The 18,238-nt window shown below is 72.9% G+C and carries 14 protein-coding genes; 2 read left to right on the top strand and 12 right to left on the bottom strand.

The window, feature by feature from the left end; all coding sequences use genetic code 11:
• The first annotated feature begins 9 nt into the window (after positions 1 to 9).
• Positions 10 to 909: a hypothetical protein gene (locus ACGF3A_RS22020; protein ID WP_393731958.1), complete on the top strand. Its 900-nt coding sequence runs from the start codon at positions 10 to 12 to the stop codon at positions 907 to 909.
• Here ACGF3A_RS22020 and ACGF3A_RS22025 read toward each other — a convergent pair.
• The 12 genes from ACGF3A_RS22025 to ACGF3A_RS22080 form a co-directional block, all read right to left on the bottom strand.
• Positions 818 to 1,549: an alpha/beta fold hydrolase gene (locus tag ACGF3A_RS22025; protein WP_393731959.1), complete on the bottom strand. Its 732-nt coding sequence runs from the start codon at positions 1,547 to 1,549 to the stop codon at positions 818 to 820. The two genes, ACGF3A_RS22020 and ACGF3A_RS22025, sit on opposite strands and share 92 nt — an antisense overlap.
• Positions 1,550 to 1,559: 10 nt before the next feature.
• The gene (locus ACGF3A_RS22030; protein ID WP_393731960.1) at positions 1,560 to 3,035 is read right to left on the bottom strand and encodes an amino acid permease; all 1,476 of its coding nucleotides are present in this window, start codon (positions 3,033 to 3,035) and stop codon (positions 1,560 to 1,562) included.
• A gap of 162 nt (positions 3,036 to 3,197) precedes the next feature.
• Positions 3,198 to 4,748, bottom strand: a complete 1,551-nt coding sequence (locus ACGF3A_RS22035; RefSeq protein ID WP_393731961.1) for an acyl-CoA synthetase — start codon at positions 4,746 to 4,748, stop codon at positions 3,198 to 3,200.
• 280 nt (positions 4,749 to 5,028) lie between these two features.
• The gene (locus tag ACGF3A_RS22040; RefSeq protein WP_393731962.1) at positions 5,029 to 6,132 is read right to left on the bottom strand and encodes an NAD(P)H-dependent flavin oxidoreductase; all 1,104 of its coding nucleotides are present in this window, start codon (positions 6,130 to 6,132) and stop codon (positions 5,029 to 5,031) included.
• Between the two features lie 131 nt (positions 6,133 to 6,263).
• Positions 6,264 to 8,600 carry a tetratricopeptide repeat protein gene (locus tag ACGF3A_RS22045; RefSeq protein WP_393731963.1) on the bottom strand — a complete coding sequence of 779 codons (2,337 nt, stop codon included), beginning with the start codon at positions 8,598 to 8,600 and terminating at the stop codon, positions 6,264 to 6,266.
• 152 nt (positions 8,601 to 8,752) lie between these two features.
• Positions 8,753 to 9,931, bottom strand: coding sequence for an acyl-CoA dehydrogenase family protein (locus ACGF3A_RS22050; RefSeq protein ID WP_393731964.1), 1,179 nt, complete (start codon positions 9,929 to 9,931; stop codon positions 8,753 to 8,755).
• Between the two features lie 179 nt (positions 9,932 to 10,110).
• The gene (locus ACGF3A_RS22055; protein WP_393731965.1) at positions 10,111 to 11,553 is read right to left on the bottom strand and encodes a carbohydrate-binding protein; all 1,443 of its coding nucleotides are present in this window, start codon (positions 11,551 to 11,553) and stop codon (positions 10,111 to 10,113) included.
• Between the two features lie 134 nt (positions 11,554 to 11,687).
• Positions 11,688 to 12,644, bottom strand: a complete 957-nt coding sequence (locus tag ACGF3A_RS22060; protein ID WP_393731966.1) for a LysR family transcriptional regulator — start codon at positions 12,642 to 12,644, stop codon at positions 11,688 to 11,690.
• A 105-nt stretch (positions 12,645 to 12,749) separates the two neighbouring features.
• Positions 12,750 to 13,268: a hypothetical protein gene (locus tag ACGF3A_RS22065; protein WP_393731967.1), complete on the bottom strand. Its 519-nt coding sequence runs from the start codon at positions 13,266 to 13,268 to the stop codon at positions 12,750 to 12,752.
• 300 nt (positions 13,269 to 13,568) lie between these two features.
• A complete protein-coding gene (locus ACGF3A_RS22070; protein WP_393731968.1) occupies positions 13,569 to 15,932 on the bottom strand; it encodes a GH92 family glycosyl hydrolase in 2,364 nt (787 codons plus the stop codon).
• Positions 15,933 to 16,073: 141 nt separating this feature from the next.
• Positions 16,074 to 16,601 (bottom strand): DUF1062 domain-containing protein, encoded by a 528-nt coding sequence (locus ACGF3A_RS22075; protein WP_393731969.1) that lies wholly within the window; start codon positions 16,599 to 16,601, stop codon positions 16,074 to 16,076.
• A gap of 224 nt (positions 16,602 to 16,825) precedes the next feature.
• Complete coding sequence (locus ACGF3A_RS22080) at positions 16,826 to 17,602, bottom strand: GNAT family N-acetyltransferase (RefSeq protein ID WP_393732630.1); 777 nt, start codon at positions 17,600 to 17,602, stop codon at positions 16,826 to 16,828.
• Between the two features lie 115 nt (positions 17,603 to 17,717).
• Here ACGF3A_RS22080 and ACGF3A_RS22085 point away from each other — a divergent pair, with 115 nt between their 5' ends.
• Positions 17,718 to 18,236: a GNAT family N-acetyltransferase gene (locus tag ACGF3A_RS22085; protein ID WP_393731970.1), complete on the top strand. Its 519-nt coding sequence runs from the start codon at positions 17,718 to 17,720 to the stop codon at positions 18,234 to 18,236.
• Positions 18,237 to 18,238: the final 2 nt, after the last annotated feature.

The raw sequence follows: 18,238 nt of genomic DNA on the forward strand, positions 1-18,238 counted from the left end.
GGTCCCCGTATGCCCGGTGTCCAGGAGTATCCCCGCGCGCTGAAGCGTGCCGTGCGGGACGTGCAGGTGCGGCTCTCCGACGAGGGCGGGCACCGGCCGTACGCGCTGGCCACCGCCGACTTCGAGCCGCTGCCCGTGGCGGACGGCGGGCCGCTGGTCTTCACCGGCGACGTGCCGGACGGCGCGCTTCCGCCTGCCTTCGCCGCGGCGTACGGGGACGGGGTGCTCGGGCAGCTCCGCGCCTGGTCGTTCAACGGCAGGCCGCCGTTCGCACTGCGGGTGCGGCTGCGGGAGGCCGCGTGGCGCGAGGGCTCGTCCAGCGCGGACGGCTTCGCGTGGGCGGGGCGGCGGGCCGCGCACGAGTTCTCGCGCCGCTTCCACCGCCGCGCTCCCGCGCGCCCGCTGCTGACCGGAACGCCGCCGCCACCCGCCGCGCGGGCCGTGCGCGGGGTGCACGTCAGGCTGGTCACGACGTCGGCGTGCGGCGTGTTCGCGGTCGCCACGGCCGACTTCGAACCGCTCCCGGAGGGCAGCGGACTGGCGTACGACTTCGTCTGCGAGGTCCCCGAGGGGGAGTCCGGGGAGCTCCTGGAGCGCGAGCTGGCCGACGCCTACGAGCAGGGCGTCCTCGACGCCCTCTGCGGCGACGACGCGACGCCGCTCCCCCGGACCGGGTTCCGGATCCGGCTCACCGCCGCGCGGACCCATCTGATCGACTCGAACCCGGCCACCTTCGCGCGTGCCGGGCGGATGGCGGCGGCGGAGGCGCTGCGCTGCCTGCGGGAGGACGGCACGCCGCCGCCGGTGCTGCCCGTGCCTACGCGGACTCGGCCAGGAACGACACCACCGCAGTCGCGAACTCCTTCGGGCGGTCCTCGTGGACGAGGTGGCCGCCGCCGTCGATCGTGACGAGGCGGGCGTCCGGCAGGCGCTCGGCCATGGTGACCAGGTCCTCCTGCGGCAGGTGGCTGGTCTCGCCGCCGCCGATGAGCAGCGTGGGGGCCGTGATCTCGGGCAGCCGGTCCCACCAGGCGGGGTCGGGCGCGTTGCGCTGCGCGCACCACTGCACGACGACCTCCCAGTCGAACCGGGGCTCCCCCGGCGGCCGTTCGGGCAGCGGACGGGGCTCCCGGGGCGGGCGCATGACGCCCGTCTCCTCCAGGACGAGCCGCTCCACGCGCTCGCCGTGGTCCTGCGCGAAGAGGTAGGCGACGAACGAGCCGAAGGAGTGCCCGACGAGGATGGCGCGGTCGATGGCGAGCGCGTCGAGGAAGGCCAGCAGGTCCTCGCGGAACCGCGCCAGCGCGTAGTCCCCCGGCCAGTCGCTGTCGCCGTGGCCGCGCAGATCGAGGGCGTAGATCGGGTGGTCGGCGGCGAGCTGGGAGATCAGCGGGCCGCGCCAGTCCTCACCGTCCTCGCCGAGCGCGTGCAGCAGCACGACGGGGCGGCCCGCCTCCGCGCCCCAGGCGCGGTAGACGAGCCGCCCGCCGTCCGTGCGGACGGCCTTGGTTCCACTGGCTCCACCGGTTCCGCTTGCGTTTCCGCTCATGCGGGGGACGTTACTCCCCGGGAGCGTCCTTCTTGAGGGCGTCTTCGCTCTCGGCTGAGTCCTTCGGGACGGCACCCTGCTTGGCCATCTCGGAGCGGCGGTAGGAGTACCCGAAGTAGACGACGAGGCCGATCAGGAACCAGACGCCGAACCGCATCCAGGTCTCCCAGGTGAGGTACGTCGTCAGCCAGATGGAGAAGACCACGCCGAGGATCGGCACGACCGGCATGCCGGGGCAGCGGAACTTGCGCGGCAGGTCGGGCTGGCGGTAGCGCAGCACGATGACGGCGACGCAGACGACCACGAAGGCGAGCAGGATGCCGATGTTGGTCATCTCGGCCGCCTCCTCGATCGGGAGGAAGCCCGCGATCAGCGCGGAGCCGGCGCCGACGATCCAGGTGACACGGGTGGGCACCTTCCGCACCGGGTGGGTCTTCGCGAACCACTTGGGCAGCAGCCCGTCCCGGCTCATCGCGAACCAGACGCGGGTGACGCCCATCATGAAGGTGAACATCACCGTGAGGATGCCGACGATCGCGCCGACCGCGATGACGTCCGCGACGCCGCTCAGCCCGGCCGCCTTGAACGCGGTGGAGAAGCCGCTCTCCGGGTCGATGTCCTTGTAGTCCTGCATGCCGGTGAGGACCAGGCAGCACAGGACGTAGAGCACCATCGAGATCACCAGCGAGTAGATGATCGCCTTCGGCATGTGCTTCTGGGCGTCCTTGGACTCCTCGGCGGCCGTGCTCATCGCGTCGTAGCCGAAGACGGCGAAGAAGACGGTCGCGGCGCCCGTGAAGGCTCCGGAGACGCCGAAGGGGAAGAACGGCTCGTAGTTGCCGGTCTTGATGTGGAAGACGCCGACGCCGATGACGAGCAGCACGATGGCGACCTTGATGACCACCACGACCAGCTCGAAGCGGGCCGCGCTCTTGACGCCCCGGGTGAGGGCGAAGGCGATCAGCAGGCACAGCACCATGGCGAAGAGGTCGACCTTGTGGCCGCCGCCCGTGCCGGGGGCTCCCAGCATCCACTTCGGCAGCTCGACGCTCATCTCCTCCATCAGGAAGGAGAAGTAGCCGGAGATGCCGATCGCGACCACCGCCACGATGGCCGTGTACTCCAGCAGCAGGTCCCAGCCGATGAACCAGCCGCCGATCTCGCCGAGCACCGCGTAGCCGTACGTGTAGGCGGAGCCCGCCTTCGGGATGAGCCCGGCGAACTCCGCGTAGGAGAGCGCGGCGCAGGCGCTGGCGAGGCCCGCGATGAGGAAGGAGATCAGGACCGCGGGTCCGGCCTTGCCGTTGGCGACCGTCCCCGCCAGGGTGAAGACGCCCGCGCCGATGATGCCGCCGACGCCGATGGCGGTCAGGTGCCTCAGCCCGAGGGAACGGGAGAGCTGTTCGCCCGCGCCTCCCTCGGCTTCCTCGATGTGCTCGATCGGTTTGCGGCGCAGCACGCCGCTCCCGCTCCACAGCCCGGCCATGGTTCCTCTTCCTGCCGTTGTTGCAGTTGATGCCGGTGTTGTTGCTGGTATGACAACTACCAGTCGATCATCATGGCGGGGCGGTGTGCACGTGAGAAGTGTCCGGAGGTTTCCGTTGCGCAAAGTTCCGGCCGGAGCGGCATCGGCGCAGTTCAGCGGGGGTCAGAGTGCCCGTTCGCGCCCGTTCCAGTACGGCTCGCGGAGCCGGCGCTTGTAGAGCTTGCCATTGGGGTCGCGGGGCATCTCGGGCACGAAGTCGACGGACCTGGGGCACTTGTAGCGGGCGAGGTGCCGCGCGCAATGGTCCAGGATCTCCTGGGCCAGCGCCTCCCCGGGCCCGTGCCCGGGCGCGGCCTCCACGACGGCCTTGACCTCCTCGCCCCAGTCGTCGTGCGGCACCCCGAAAGCGGCGGCGTCGGCCACGGCCGGATGGGTGAGCAGGGCCGACTCGATCTCGGCGGGGTAGATGTTCACGCCGCCGGAGATGATCATGTCGATCTTGCGGTCGCGGAGGAAGAGATAGCCGTCCTCGTCCAGATAGCCGAGGTCCCCGACCGTGAAGAAGTCCCCGATGCGGTTGGCCCGGGTCTTGCCCTCGTCCTTGTGGTACGCGAAGCCGCCGGTGCTCATCTTCATGTAGACGGTGCCCAGCTCGCCCGGCGGCAGCCTGGTGCCCTCGTCGTCGAAGACGGCCAGCTCGCTGATGGGCCACGGCCTGCCCACGGTGCCGGGCTTCTTGAGCCAGTCCTCGGCCGTCGCGAAGGCGCCGCCGCCCTCGCTCGCCGCGTAGTACTCCTCGACGCAGCCGCCCCACCAGTCGATCATCGCCCGTTTCACATGGTCGGGGCAGGGCGCGGCGCCGTGGATGGCGTGCCGCATGGACGAGACGTCGTACGCGCTCCGCGTCTCCTCGGGCAGCGCGAGGAGCCGGTGGAACTGGGTCGGCACCATGTGCGTGTGCGTGCACCCGTACGCGTCGATGAGCCGCAGCATCTCCTCCGGCAGCCACTTGTCCATCACCACGAGCCGGTGCCCGATGTGCAGGGCCGCGCCCGCGAACTGGAGGACGGCCGTGTGGTACAGCGGCGAGCAGACGAGGTGGACGTTGCCGTCGAAGGGCCGGATGCCGAAGATCGCGAGGAAGCCGCCGAGGTACGTCTCCTCGGGCCGCTTGCCGGAGAGCGGGCGCCGGATGCCGCGCGGGCGGCCCGTCGTCCCCGAGGTGTAGTTCATGACCCAGCCGCTGGTACGTCCGCCGGGCGGCGCCTCCGACTGCCCCCGCAGCAGCTCCTCGTACGGCCGGAAGCCGTCGGCGTCTCCTGCCGCGTACCGCCGCTCGGCGGGCAGTCCGGCCTCGTCGGCGGCATCGCGGGCCACGTCGGCGTACCGCTCGTGCGCGAGGAGGACCTTGGCGCCGGAGTCGGCCACGATCCAGGCGATCTCGGGCGCGACGAGGTGGTGGTTGACCGGCACCATGTAGAACCCGGCCTGGGAGGCGGCCAGATAGGCCGTCAGGAGCTCGGGCCCGTTGGGCAGCACGACGGCGAACGCGTCCCCCTCGCGCAGTCCCGCTTCGCGGAGTCCGCCGACGAGCCGGTTGCAGGCGCCGTGCAGGCGCCCGGCGGTCCATTCCTCACCGCCGGGCGCGATCAGGACGATCCGCTCCGGGTCCACCTGGGCCTGCGCCCAGAACCCGTTGGGTGCCTCCGCCATGACTTCTCCTCTCGCCAATGGGTGTGCCTTGCCCCCAGGGGGCGGGCCTCTGGTGCTGCCGTGCCCGGAGCAGGAGGCTGCGCTTGCCAGCCCTGCGCCTCTGGCGCAGACCTCCCAAGCACAGCGGGAGGGAGCAGCGCAGGTGCCCCGTCAGGGGCGCGGGGAACTGCGCGACCAGCCACAGCGAAGCCGCACCCGGCAGTGCTCGCGCACCCCCGAACTCTCGGCCGCCCCCGGCAACGCCGCGCACCCCCGAGCCCTCAGCCGCCCCCGGCAACGCTCACCCGCCCCCGGCGATCCGGCCCAGTCGGGAAACGGCCCGCTCGAAACCCCGGGTCAACTCGTCGAGGACCTCCCGTACGGTCCGCTCGGAATTCATCGCACCGACGATCTGCCCGACCGGCGTCCCCAGGAGCGGCTCGACCTCCCAGCGCTGGATGCGGGAGTTGGCCTCCGCGACCAGCAGCCCCTGGAGCGGCATCGGCAGGGTGCCGGGGCCCTCGGGGTCGTCCCAGGCGTCCGTCCACTCCGTACGGAGCTGCCGCGCGGGCTTGCCCGTCAGTGCGCGCGAGCGGACCGTGTCCCCGGAACCGGCGGCCAGCAGCTTCCGGGTGAGGGCACGCGAGTGCATCTCGGCCTCGACCGTCGTGAGCCAGACGGAGCCGAGCCAGCCGCCCTGGGCGCCCAGCGCGAGGGCCGCGGCGAGCTGTTCGCCGCTTCCGATGCCGCCCGCCGCGAGCACGGGCAGCGGGTCGACGGCGCGTACGACCTCGGGGGTGAGCACCATCGTCGCGATCTCCCCGGTGTGGCCGCCCGCCTCGTACCCCTGGGCGACCACGATGTCGATCCCGGCCTCCTGGTGCCGCCGCGCGTGGCGGGCGCTCCCGGCGAGCGCGGCGACGGGGATCCCCCGCTCGTGGGCGCGCGCGACGACGTCCGGCGGGGGCGGGCCGAGCGCGTTGGCCAGCAGCTTGACGGGGTAGTCGAAGGCGACGTCGAGCTGCGTGCGGGCGACGTTCTCCATCCACCCGGTGATGCGCCAGCCGCCCTCCTCGCCCTCGGGCATCTCGGGCACGCCGTGCTTGGCGAGGGTCTCGCGGACGTACTGGCGGTGGGCCTCGGGGATCATCGCCTCGACATCGGCCTCGGTCACGCCCTCGACCTTCTTGGCGGGCATGACGACGTCGAGGCCGTACGGGAGTCCGTCGGTGTGCGCCTCCATCCAGTCCAGGTCGCGCCTGAGTTCGTCGGGGGACGTGTACCGCACCGCGCCGAGCACGCCGAAGCCCCCGGCGCGGGTGAGCGCGGCGGCCACGGCGGGGAACGGCGTGAAGCCGAAGACGGCGTGCTCGACGCCCAGTCGGCTGCTCAGCTCCGTCTGCATGGGGCGCAGGATGCCGCAGCGGGGCGGCGGAGGGAAGACACTTTCTGATGCTGCGTCAGATTTCTTGGAGCCGTGCCCCGGGCCGTGCCACCGGGCCGTGCCACCGGGCCGTGCAACCGGCGGGCCCGCGGTCAGCCCCGGCGGGACGCCGCGACCTCCCGGTAGACCTCGGCGGCCTCCCCGGAGCGGCCGAGCTGCTCCAGGCAGTGCGCCTCGTCGTTCCTGCTGGCGAGGGTGTCCGGGTGGTCGGGGCTGAGCACGCGTTCCCGTACGGCCGCCACGTGCCGGTAGACCTCCAGCGCCTCCGACCAGCGGCCCAGCCAGCCGAGGCCGACCGCGATCTCGCGCCTGCTGACCAGGGTGTCGGGGTGATCGGGCCCGAGCACCCGTTCCCGTACGGCGCAGACCTCGCGGGCCTCCGCCAGCGCCTCGGGCCAGCGCCCGAGCCGCCCCAGGTTGACGCCGAGGCCGTGCCGGGCGCGGAGCGTCTCGGGGTCGGCGGGGCCCTGGGCGCGCGAGCGCGCGGCGGTCAGCTCGCGGTACAGGTCGAGCGCCTCGGCCCAGCGGCCCAGCCGGCCCAGGCAGATGCCCGTCTCGTACCGCGCGGCGAGCGTGTCGGGGTGGTCGGGGCCGAGGATCCGGGCGCGCGCCTCCGCGATCTCCCGGTACTCCGTGAGCGCCTCGTCCCAGCGGTCCAGCCGCCCCAGCGCGTACGCCACCTCGTACCGCGTGACGAGCGTGTCGGGGTCGTCGGGGCCCAGCACGCGGGTACGCGCCGTCGCGACCTCGTCGGCCATCCGGTACGACTCCTCCAGCCGCCCGAGCCTGCTCAGGTTGAAGGCGAGGTTGTGGCGGCAGCGCAGGGTGTCGGGGTGGTCGGCGCCCATGGTGCGCTCGCGGACCTCCAGCACCTCGGTGTACGTCCGGTGCGCCTCGGTGTGCCGCCCGAGCTGCCCCAGCACGTACGCCGACTCCTGCCGCGCCGCGAGGGTGTCGGCGTGCTCGGGGCCGAGCCCGGCCGCGCGGCCCTCGGCCACCCGCTCGTACGCCGTCAGCGCCTCGGCGTGGCGGCCCAGGCGGCTGAGGGTGAAGCCCAGTTCGTAACGGCTGGCGAGCGCGTCGGGGTGATCGGGCCCGAGGCACACGGCGCGCTCGTCGGCGACCGACAGATGCACCTCACGGGCCTCCTCCCAGCGGCCGAGCCGCCCCAGGCTGAGCCCCGCGTTGTGTCTGCTGGCCAGGACGGCCACCAGCTCGGGCGGCGGGGTGGAGCGCCGGGGCTCGGGCGGGGGTGAGGACGGTGCGGGCCGCGGCGGCCCGTCACCGTTCGCCTCCGCACCCGTCGCCGGGGTCCAGCGGCCGGTGAGGTCCGGCGGCGTTCCCCCGTCGTCCGGCGAGGCCCCGGGGCCCAGCCCCAGCCCCAGGCCCAGACCCCAGGAGCCGCTGGCGCGCGAGCCGCCGCTGATCCCCCACGACCAGGACGGCAGCCCGGCCGGGACGGCGGGCGGCGTGAGGTGGGGCGAGGGCCGCGGCACGAGGCGCGGCGGCGCGCTCGCGTACATCCCGCCGGGCGGCGGACCGGCGCCCGGGCCCGCGCCCGGGACGGCGCCCGGCACCGCGCCGCGCGCCTCCGCCAGCTCCCCGCCCAGCTCGGCCGCGCTGTACGGACGTGCCTCCGGGTCCTTCTCCAGCAGCTGCAGAATGGCGCGCTCCAACGGCCCCGGCAGCTCGGGGCGGTGGGTGCGCGGCGGCTCCGGCGGGGTGTCGCGGTGCCCGACGAGCACCGCCCAGGCGTCCCCGTGGTCGAAGGGCGGGACACCGGTCGCCAGCTCGTACAGCACGCACCCCAGCGAGTACAGGTCGCTGCGGTGGTCGACGGCGGTGCCCGCGATCTGCTCCGGCGACATGTAGTGCGGCGTGCCCATGGCGATGCCGGTGCCGGTCAGCTTCGAGGTGAAGCCGATGTCGTGGCCGAGGCGCGCGATGCCGAAGTCGCAGATCTTGACGGTGCCGTCGGCCGTGCGCATCACGTTGGCGGGCTTCAGGTCGCGGTGCACGATGCCCTGCTCGTGGGTGTACGCGAGGGCCGAGGCCACCTGTTCCGCGATGTCGACGACCTCGGGCACGGGCAGCGGGTGCTGCTTGTTGTCCTCCAGCGCCTGGCTGAGGTTACGGCCCTCCAGCAGCTCCATCACGAGATAGAGCAGCCCCTCGTGCTCGCCGAAGTCGTGGACGACGGTCACGCCCCGGTGCTGGAGCGCGGCGGCGACCCGCGCCTCACGCCGGAACCGCTCGCGCAGCACCCGCATGAACGAGCCCTCCCCCTGCGCGTTCTGCGGCTTCAGGCACTTCACCGCGACGCGCCTGCCCAGCGACTCGTCGCGGGAACGCCACACCTCTCCCATCCCCCCGCGCCCGATGAGGTCGAGCAGCCTGTAACGGCCCTGGATCAGGGTGCTGTCCGCCATGGCGTGTGTCGCCCCCCGTAGCTCCGGTCCCTCCCCTGTCTGCCCAGTATGGCTGCCTCGTCCAGACGTGGGTATGCCCCGCGACCCGGCATCCGTCTCTCACCAGGGGGGCGCGCGAGAGCACCGAGGGCTGACTCACGGGCCCGCCCGCCTCACCGTCGAACGCGTGGCATGCCGAGGCCGATCCAGGAGATGATCTCGCGCTGGATCTCGTTGTTGCCACCGCCGAAGGTGAAGATGACCGCGCTGCGGTAGCCGCGTTCGAGGTCGCCGCGGAGGACTGAGCCCGCCGAGCCCTCGGTGAGGGGGCCTGCGGCGCCGACCGCCTCCATGAGCCAGGCGTAGGCGTCGCGGCGGGCCTCGCTGCCGTAGACCTTCGCCGCCGAGGCGTCCTGCGGGGTGAGGGTGCCCTTGTCGAGGGCGTCGACCATCTGCCAGTTGAGCAGCTTCATCGCGTCGAGGCGGGTGTGCGTACGGGCCAGCAGGGTGCGGACCCAGCCGAGGTCGAGGACGCGGCGGCCGTCGGCGAGCTTGGTGTCCGCGGCCCAGCGGCGGACGTCGTGCAGGGCGCGGATGGCCATGGTGCCGTGCGCGGCGAGGGTGACGCGTTCGTGGTTGAGCTGGGTGGTGATCAGGCGCCAGCCCTGGTTCTCCTCGCCGATCCGGCGGGAGACGGGGACGCGGATGTCCTCGTAGTAGCTGGCCGTGGTGTCGTGCGAGGCGAGGGTGTTGATCACGGTGCAGGAGTAGCCGGGATCGCTCGTCGGTACGAGGAGGAGGGTGATGCCCTTGTGCGGCTTCGCCTCCGGGTCGGTGCGGACGGCGAGCCAGACCCAGTCGGCCGTGTCACCGTTGGTGGTCCAGATCTTCTGCCCGTTGACGACGTACACGTCGCCGTCGCGAACGGCCCGCGTGCGCAGCGACGCCAGGTCCGTGCCCGCCTCGGGCTCGCTGTAGCCGATGGCGAAGTCCAGCTCGCCGGAGAGGATCCGGGGCAGGAAGTACGCCTTCTGCTCCTCGGTGCCGAACTGCATGATCGTGGGGCCGACGGTGTTGAGCGCCATCAGCGGGAGGGGGACGCCCGCCTGCGCGGCCTCGTCGAAGAAGACGAACTGCTCCATGGGCGACATCCCGCGCCCGCCGTACTCGGCGGGCCAGCCGACGCCGAGCCAGCCGTCGGCGCCGAGGCGGCGCACGGTCTCGCGGTAGAAGCGCTTCTGCGCGGCGGGCTCGGAGAAGCGCGCGTGCGCGTCCTCGGGGACGAGGTCCGCGAAGTACGCGCGCAGTTCGGCGCGGAGGCGCCGCTGTCCTTCGGTGTAGTCGAGGTACATGTCCGTCCCTCCGTCTCTTCCGGCTTCCCGTCCCGCAGAACGGGAACGGCCATGCCGCCGCCCGGTGGTGACAGGGCACCGGGCGGCGGCGCACACGGTAGAACGTGTTCCATCACATGGGAATGGCCGGTGACGGAGGGGTGGTGCGGATCAGGTGCGGTTTCAGGTCCGGGTGCGGGTTACGAACGTTCCCAGAGTGCGGGGACGTTCGGCGGCTCCCAGCCCGGCTGCGAGGTGTGGGCCTGGATGCAGCGGTACGAGGATCCGCCGTGCTGCACCGTGTCGCCGATCTTGTAGCTCTTCCCCGTCGACCAGGTGCTCGGCGGGTCGGTGGGCGGATCGGTCGGCGGGTCCGTGGGACCGCCGCCCTGCGTGCTGAGCGTCAGCCCGTACGCCTGGAGGATGGGGTTGACCGGGAAGAAGAAGGTCGTGCCGCCGGACGAGCAGTTCCCGGAGCCGCCGGAGGTCACGCCCTGGGCCTGGCTGCCGGAGATGTACGAGCCGCCGGAGTCGCCGGGTTCGGCGCACACGGTCGTCTGCGTCACGCCGTTGATGGTGCCCTCGGGATAGGTGACGCTGGTGTTGCGCTGCTGGATGGTGCCGCAGTGCCAGCCGGTCGTCGAGCCGGAGCGGCAGACCGAGGCGCCCTCGACCTGCTCGGTCGAACCGGCCACCGTCACATCGCCCTGCCCGTAGCCGTTGACCTTCGGGGTGGGCGTCCACTGGCTGTTGACCGCGACCCACGCGTAGTCGTAGCCGGGGAAGGTGGAGCCCTGGAAGGTGCCCTGCGGCTGGCGGTTGAAGCCCGTGGTCGTGGCGCCCGCCCTGCCGCAGTGGCCCGCGGTGACGAAGCCGCCCTGGCCGCCGCCGCGCGTCACGGAGAAGCCGACGGAGCAGCGGCTTCCGCTGCCGATGTAGTAGGCGTCGCCGCCCCTGACGTCGTAGAACGGGCGGGGCTTCGCGGTCGAGTGGCGTACGGCCACGTCGGCGCGGTCCACTCCGGCGCGGTCGAGGAAGGAGTGCGCGGCGGCGGTGCGCGCGGCCTCGACGACGACGCGGTTGCCCTTCACGTCCACGTACCAGACGGAGACGTCCTTGGCATCGGCGTTCTTGGCGTCGGCCTTCTTGGTGTCGGCCTTCTTGGTGTCGGCCTTCTTGGCCGTGCGGTCCAGCGCCTTCTTGACGCCGTTCAGGTCGGCCAGGCTGTGGTCGACCACGCGGGGGGTCGCGCCCGCCTCGGTGATCCGGGCGGTCTCGGAGGAGTCGGTGGTGGAGACGGTGAGCTTCTTGGCGGTGTCGCCGCTGAGGCGGGCACCGGCGTAGCTGGCGCCGAGGGCCTTGCGGAGCTGCGCGGCGGTGGCCGCCGCGTCCGCCTCGTTGCCGAGCCGGGTCCTGGCCTCGTCCTTGGTGAGGCCGAGGTCCTTGCTCATGGCCTTGATGAGGCCGGGCGAGTAGTTCTCCGCCGCTGGGGAACGGTCGGAGGAGCGGTCCGGAGTGCCGGGCCCGGCGGAGGCCGAGCCGGTGAGCCCGGCGACCACGAGTGCGCCTGCGGCGAGGGTTGCCGCCGCCGCGGCCGTGGCGGTGCGTCTGCGGCGCGTCGCACGCTTCACGGAAGTGACCATGGGGGTCTCCCTGGCTTCGTCGGGGGTTGGCGAAACCGTAGCGGCGTCCGCTATAGGTCTGGACCTCTCAACTTGCCCCCTCCTTCCGTGTTATGGCCCCCTGTCGACACATGTCCCTGCCATCCACCTCGTTCTCACGCGCGCGGGTGGGCGCGGCGCCAGCGCGCGTAGCTGGGGCTCGCCGCGGCGGCCTGCTCGTGCGCGGCGCGCGCGTGGTCGAGCGCCGAGGAGCCCGCCTCGGCCGCGGGCGAGTCCGGGTACCAGCCCAGGACGTGCCGCCACATCAGCGGGGACCCGGCGATCGGCCGGGTCTCGATCCCCGGCGAGGGCGGGAACGTCGCCCGGCACAGCCCCACCGCGCGCCCCACCTGCACCAGGTGCACGCAGGAGGCGGTGTCCGTCTCGTAGACCGCGTCCGGGGTGAAGCCGACGCGGGCGCAGGCGGCGGCGAAGCACTCCGCGAAGCAGCCGTCCCCCGGCACGTTCGCCCAGCGCTCCTCCGCGAGGTCCCCGAGCGCGACCTCGTCCCGGGCCGCGTACGGATGGTCCTCGCGCAGCATCACGAAGACCGGGTCGACGGCGACCTCGCGCCACACCAGCCGTCCCGAACAGGGCGGCTGGCTCTCGCCGCAGACGCCGGTGAGCGCGTAGTCGATACGGCCCTCCACGAGCAGCGCGGCCAGCTCGCTGTTCGACCAGGTCGTGTACGTGGTGACCGGCGCCTCGGGGTGCTCGGTGGCCAGCCGGTCCACCAGCCCGCCGAGCAGCGGCCCGTGGGTGCCGCCCAGCCGGAAGCGCGGTAACCGGCTGCTGGCGGCGCGCTCCTGGCTGAACCTGCGCGCCTCCTCCTGGAGCTCGGTCACCGCGGGCACCAGCACCCGGGCCCGGTCCAGCACCAGTTCACCCAGGGGCGTGGGCCGTACGCCGTGCTGTCCGCGGACGAACAGCTCACCCCCGAGCGACCGCTCCAGCCTCTTCAACTGCGCGCTGAGCGCGGGCTGGGCGAGGCCCAGGCCGGTCGCCGCACGGGTGAGGCTGCCCGCTTCCGCGATGGCCCAGATGACCTTCAGGTGCCGCAGCTCCAGATCCATGCGCCACAGCTTGGGCCTGGCCCCCCGGTCCCGCAAGGTTCGTGCGGCCCCTGACCTGCCAGTAGGCAGCGAACGCCCCGCCCCGAACGCCCGTCACCCCGCCCGTCACCCCTCCTGGGCCCTCGGCGCGAGGAGTTCGGAGAGATCGCCGATGACGAGGCGCGCGCCGTGCGCGCGCAGCGCGTCGGCCGCGGCGGGGCCGCCCGCGGGGCGGACGCCGACGACCAGCCCGAAGCCGCCCGAACGCCCGGCCGCCACGCCCTCCGGCGTCGCCTCGATCACCGCCGCGTCCCCCGGGACGACGCCCAGCCGGGCCGCCGCCTCCTGGTACGGGCGCGCGTCGGGGCCTCCGGTGGGCGCCGGGCCGAGCCGCGCCACGTCCGCCTCGTCCACGATCGCGTCGAGCAGCTCCGCCACCCCGACGCGGCCGAGGAGCGCGCGCTCGCCGGGCCCGGGCGCGACGGCCGCGCGCCGCATCCCCGCGCCCTCCAGCGCCCGCAGCAGCCACCAGGCGCCGGGCGGCACCTCGGCCGCGCGCTCGCCCGTGACGGCTACCTCGGCCGGCTCGACCAGCACGCCCCGGGTCCCGAGGACGACGGCCCGTAAGCCCTCCAGCCCGCTCATGACGCCAGGGCCCGGTGCGTCTCCAGGGCGCGCGATCCCGGCGCGCACGATCCCGGCGCGTTCGGGTCCTCGCCGGTGTCCTCGCCGGTGTCCTCGGGCGGCGTCTCGTGCACGGCGTCCCCTCCCGCTGTCGCAGCGCGTACGTACGTGTCGAGTGCCCCCTGGGCGGCGGATGTTCACCCCCGCGAGGCATCGCGGGGAGCACGCCGGCCCTTCCCCGGAGGGTACTGCGCCCGGGGAAGGGCCGCATGGCCGGCGGGCGGCGCGCGTGGACGTGAGAGCTGCGCCGCCCGCCGGGGCTCAGCCCACGCGGGACGGGGTGGAGGGCGGCGCCGCGTCCTCCCCCGTTCCCCACTCGGACGGCTTCGGACCGGTCTCGAACGACAGGTCGCCGCGCCGCAGTTCGTCCGTGGTGACCCAGGTGCGCGGCAGGTCGCGCCCGCCGAGCGAGACGGACTGGATGTAGCGGTCCTTGTCGCTGGTGCCCTTCGCGTCGACCGTGAAGTGGCCGCGCGGGTACCAGCGCCGGTCCAGCGAGAGCGTCACCTTCTCGAAGGCGGGCGTGGACAGGCCCCAGGTGTCGGTGCCGGGGAAGACCGGGAAGACGCCCATGGCCGTGAGGACCATCCAGGACGACATGGTGCCCAGGTCGTCGTTGCCGGTCACGCCGTCGGGCCCGTCGGTGAAGAGGGTGAGCGCGGCGTGCGTCACGTCGGTCGTCTTCCAGGGCTGCCCGGTGGAGAGATAGGTGTACGGGGCGATGAGGTCGGGCTCGTTCTGCGGGTTGTACTTGTCCGCGTTGTAGTAGTCGTACGGCCCGTTGACCCACACCTCGCGGGCCGTCTTCTCCGGGTCCTTCAGCAGCTTGTCGTAGGCGAAGAAGGAGTCGAGGCGCTTGCCCGTGGCCTCACGGCCGCCGATGAGCGACATCATGCCGGGCAGGTCCTGCGGGACGAGCCACATGTACTGCCAGGACGTGCCCTCGTGGAAGCCCTTGCTCTTGGCCGGGTCAGCCGGGCCCGTGAACTTCCCCTCGCCGTCGCGGGCACGGAAGAAACCCGTGCTCTTGTCGAAGACGTCGCGGTAGTGCTGGGCGCGCTTCGCGTAGCGGGCGGCGTCGTCGCCGTGCCCCAGCCCCCGCGCCATCTCGGCGAGCGCCGCGTCCGACAGCGCGTATTCAAGGGTGGCGGAGGCGCCGTGCTCGAAGTCGGAGTCGCCGGGCTTCTCCCGCTCCCCGTCGGGCAGGAAGGGCACGAAGCCGTCCTTGAGGTACTGCTCGTTCCCCATCCGGCCGACGTAGGGCGAGTCGGCGGGCGGCACCCCGTCGGCGTTCTTCTTCAGCGCCCGGTAGGTCTCCTCCTCGTGCCCCTTGAGCAGCCCCTGCCGGTAGGCGTTGGTGAGGAACGGGGTGACCGGGTCGCCCGTCATGATGTTCGTCTCGACCGTGCCGTAGCCCCACTTGGGCAGCCAGCCGCCCTGCTGGTCGACCTTGAGGAGCGAGAGCGCCATGTCGCGGGACTCCTGCGGCGCGAGCAGCGCGAGGAGCTGGGCCTGGGTGCGGTAGGTGTCCCACAGGGACCAGTTCTGGTAGTACGTGAAGCCCTTCGAACGGTGGACCTTGTCGTCCCAGCCGGTGTAGCGGCCGTCCACGTCCTCGCCGACGTTGGGGTGCAGCAGGGCGCGGTAGAGCGAGGAGTAGAAGACCCGCCGCCGCTCCTCGCTGCCGCCCTCGGCGCGCACCTGTCCGAGCCGCTTCTCCCACGCGGCGCGCGCCGCCTCCCGGGTCGCGTCGAACGAACGCCCGCCCTCCGAGGCGAGGTTGCGGGCCGCGCCCTTCGCGTCGACGTACGAGAGCGAGGTCGTCGCCTCCACGTCCCGGTCGCCGTCGCGGGTGTCGAAGCGGACGTACGCGCCGCGCTTCCCGCCGCCCGTCGAACTGCCGCTCCCGTCCGTGACCTTGTCGCCGCTCCAGGTGCCGTGCGCCTCGATGGGCCGGTCGAAGCGGGTGCGGGTGTGGACCGTGTACTCGCGCGTGTCCTGGCAGAAGCCGCGCCCCGTGATGGCGGTCTCGACGGTCCGGTCGTCCAGCACCCGCACCGTGCTCTTGGTGACCTTGTGCAGGGCCTGCCCGGTGTTGAGCAGGACGTTGGCCTTGTCCGTCGCCGGGAACGTGTAGCGCTGGTGGCCCGTGCGCTTCCCGGCGGTCAGCTCGGCGGACGTACCGCCGTAGTCGTCGAACGTCACCTTGTACGAGCCCGGGGACGCGCTCTCCTTCTCGTGGCTGAAGGACGCCGCGTACTTCTCGTTGTCCGTGCTCGTGATGTCGCCGGTGGTGGGCATGACGGGCAGGTCTCCGCCGAGCCCGCAGCCGACGCCGGAGAGGTGGACGGAGGAGAAGCCGCGGATCGACTTGTCCTCCCAGTCGTACCCGGTCGTGTGCCCGGTGTCCGGGGAGAGCTGCACCATGCCGAACGGGACGGCTGCGCCGGGGAAGGTGTTGCCCTCGTTACGGGTGCCGATGAACGGGTTCACGAGATCGGTCAGACGTCCACCGCTGTCGTCGTCGGCGTCGGCGGCGGCCGGTGGCGGCGCGCTGAGCAGTCCGGCGCAGAGCGCGGAGACGGCGAGTCCGATGAGACCGCGGATGCGGCGGGCACGTACCAAGGCTGGCCTCCGAACGGCTGACTGACCGCTGACAACGTTGTCTTACGGACGTTCCCTGACAGGTTCGTGAGCCCAGCAGCCTCTGTCAATACCCCGGTTCGCGCCTGTCCCTCCCCTCCCGGGAAGGGACAGGCGCGGGACTCACCGTTTGAGCGTGAAGGTGAAGTCGTGCGAGAGCTTGCCGCTCAGGCGGAACGCCGAGACGAGCTTCCCCTCGGCGAGCAGCCTCTCCGTCCCGGCCCGCGAGAGGCCGAAGCCCTCCGCGATCAGCCGTACCGGCCGTACGGGTATCCGCGCCGCGAAGCGGACCGAGATGTCGGCCACCTCGCGGTCCAGATGGTCCGTTCCGCCGGTGTCGAGGCGCCAGGCGCCCGCCCAGTCGAGGACGAGGTGGTTGCGCCGCAGGACGGCCGGGTCCTGGAGCAGCTCGGCCACGAGACCGGGGTCGTCGTGGTGCAGCCGGTCCAGGAGACCGGGCGGTACGGCGCGCACGTTCACCCGTTCCATGACGGTGAACTTGGCGGTCGTCCCGCACCCCGCGCAGCGCGCGAGGAGCCAGACGTCGAGGAGCTTGCCGTTCGCGTTGACACGGAACTTGCCGCTCGCCCGGAAGCGCCCGGAGGCACACGCGTGGCAGCGACGGAGAACGGCAGGCAGACAGGTGGGCATGACAGCCCAGGTGTTGAGCACGGAAGTACACCGGTTCCAGTGAGAAATGGCAGCGAAAAGCAGCGCGGCGCACGGGTGCGGGTGCGACGCGCGACGGATCAGCGCTCAGGTGTTCTCACTGGATGTACAAGGGCACGTCCTCGGCACGGGGGCAGCGGCCGGAGCACGCTACCTGCGTGGGAAAGGACGGGACCACCGGTTTTCGTCGGTCCGCGGCCCCTCCGTCAGGCGGGGGTCAGCGCGTGCTCCGTGAAGCGGCCGCAGGGGAGGAACCCGAGGCGGGCGTAGACCGGTTCGCCGTCGGCCGAGGCCTGGAGGACGGCGACGGTGCGCTCCCCCGCGTTCCGCTCGCGGGCCGTGTGCAGCGCGGCGAGGGTGAGCGCGCCGCCGTAGCCGCGGCGGCGGTGGGCGGCGAGGGTGGAGATGTTGTAGATCCCGGCGACCCCCGCGTGGTGGACGACCTCGGCCGAGGCGACGGGACGGCCGTCCACGTGACCGACGAGGAAGCGGGAGGGGCTCTCCTCCGCGAGCAGCCAGGGCGCGGCGCGCTCGTAGAACTCCAGGACGGTGGCGGCGGGCGGGTCCCAGTTCGCGGCCAGTACGGTCGCGTAGTCGGCGAGCAGCGCGGGGGTGGTGACGGGACGGATGTCGAGCCCGGCGGCGTACGCCCGTGGCGGCGCGGTGGTCAGCTCGGCCCACATCGCCGTCTCCTGCTCGGAGGCCTCCGCTCCGGCGGCGGACAGCCGTCCGGACAGGTCGGACGGTTCGGAGGCGGGCCCGACCCACCAGGAGAAGTGCCGCCCGGTCGCGGCGAGGCCCCGTACGGTCTCCTCGACGCGCGCCCCGGCGGCCCCGGGCGCGAAGCGCGCCATGGCGACGATGTTGAACGTGTCGTCGTCGAGCCCGCTGTCCGCGATCAGCAGATCGTCCGTCTCGACGACGGTCGCGCCCGGCAGGTGCCGGTGCGGGTGGCAGGCGTGCTCGGCGAGGTTCCGCTCCATCCGGACGAGCAGGTCGTGCGTGGAATCCATGGTGTCCGATCCCATCACGCACCGTCAGGCGGAGGCACGCGCATTTTCCCCGTGCCGTGGTTCGATGCCGTGGTTCGATGCCGCGATGACGCACACGAACAGCTGCCCCACGGTCCGGCCGCGGACCGCACACGACCTCGACGGATGCGTACGGGCCCTCGCCGCCGTCCACGCGCGCGACGGCTACCCCGTCAACTGGCCCGAGCACCCCGCCGCCTGGCTCGACCAGCCCTCCCTGCTCGGCGCCTGGGTGGCGGAGCTGGACGGCCGACTCGTCGGCCACGTGACGCTGGCCCGCCCTGCCGCGGGCGACGCGGCACCGGCGCTCGTGGGCGCGGGGGTGGACTTCCGTGATGTCGCCGTCCTCGGGCGCCTCTTCGTCGACCCGGCGGCGCGCGGCCACGGGATCGGCGCGCTGCTGATGGCGCGGGTCGCCGACGAGGCGCGGGAGCGCGGCCTGCGTACCGTGCTGGAGGTGGTGGCCAAGGACACCGCGGCGGTGGCGCTGTACGAGCGCCTGGGCTGGGAGTTCCTCGACACGGTCGAGCAGCGGTGGGGCCCGGGGGGCCGGGCCGTCTCCGTACGCTGTTACGCCACGCCGTAGCA

This window comes from Streptomyces sp. NPDC048172 (genome assembly GCF_043202595.1).
Lineage (GTDB): Bacteria > Actinomycetota > Actinomycetes > Streptomycetales > Streptomycetaceae > Streptomyces.

Excerpts from the sequence above, each read along its gene's own strand:
- ACGF3A_RS22020 (WP_393731958.1), top strand. The coding sequence starts at position 10 with ATGCCCGGTGTCCAGGAGTATCCCCGCGCGCTGAAGCGTGCCGTGCGG.
- ACGF3A_RS22025 (WP_393731959.1), bottom strand. The coding sequence starts at position 1,549 with ATGAGCGGAAACGCAAGCGGAACCGGTGGAGCCAGTGGAACCAAGGCC.
- ACGF3A_RS22030 (WP_393731960.1), bottom strand. The coding sequence starts at position 3,035 with ATGGCCGGGCTGTGGAGCGGGAGCGGCGTGCTGCGCCGCAAACCGATC.
- ACGF3A_RS22035 (WP_393731961.1), bottom strand. The coding sequence starts at position 4,748 with ATGGCGGAGGCACCCAACGGGTTCTGGGCGCAGGCCCAGGTGGACCCG.
- ACGF3A_RS22040 (WP_393731962.1), bottom strand. The coding sequence starts at position 6,132 with ATGCAGACGGAGCTGAGCAGCCGACTGGGCGTCGAGCACGCCGTCTTC.
- ACGF3A_RS22045 (WP_393731963.1), bottom strand. The coding sequence starts at position 8,600 with ATGGCGGACAGCACCCTGATCCAGGGCCGTTACAGGCTGCTCGACCTC.
- ACGF3A_RS22050 (WP_393731964.1), bottom strand. The coding sequence starts at position 9,931 with ATGTACCTCGACTACACCGAAGGACAGCGGCGCCTCCGCGCCGAACTG.
- ACGF3A_RS22055 (WP_393731965.1), bottom strand. The coding sequence starts at position 11,553 with ATGGTCACTTCCGTGAAGCGTGCGACGCGCCGCAGACGCACCGCCACG.
- ACGF3A_RS22060 (WP_393731966.1), bottom strand. The coding sequence starts at position 12,644 with ATGGATCTGGAGCTGCGGCACCTGAAGGTCATCTGGGCCATCGCGGAA.
- ACGF3A_RS22065 (WP_393731967.1), bottom strand. The coding sequence starts at position 13,268 with ATGAGCGGGCTGGAGGGCTTACGGGCCGTCGTCCTCGGGACCCGGGGC.
- ACGF3A_RS22075 (WP_393731969.1), bottom strand. The coding sequence starts at position 16,601 with ATGCCCACCTGTCTGCCTGCCGTTCTCCGTCGCTGCCACGCGTGTGCC.
- ACGF3A_RS22080 (WP_393732630.1), bottom strand. The coding sequence starts at position 17,602 with ATGGAGCGGAACCTCGCCGAGCACGCCTGCCACCCGCACCGGCACCTG.
- ACGF3A_RS22085 (WP_393731970.1), top strand. The coding sequence starts at position 17,718 with ATGACGCACACGAACAGCTGCCCCACGGTCCGGCCGCGGACCGCACAC.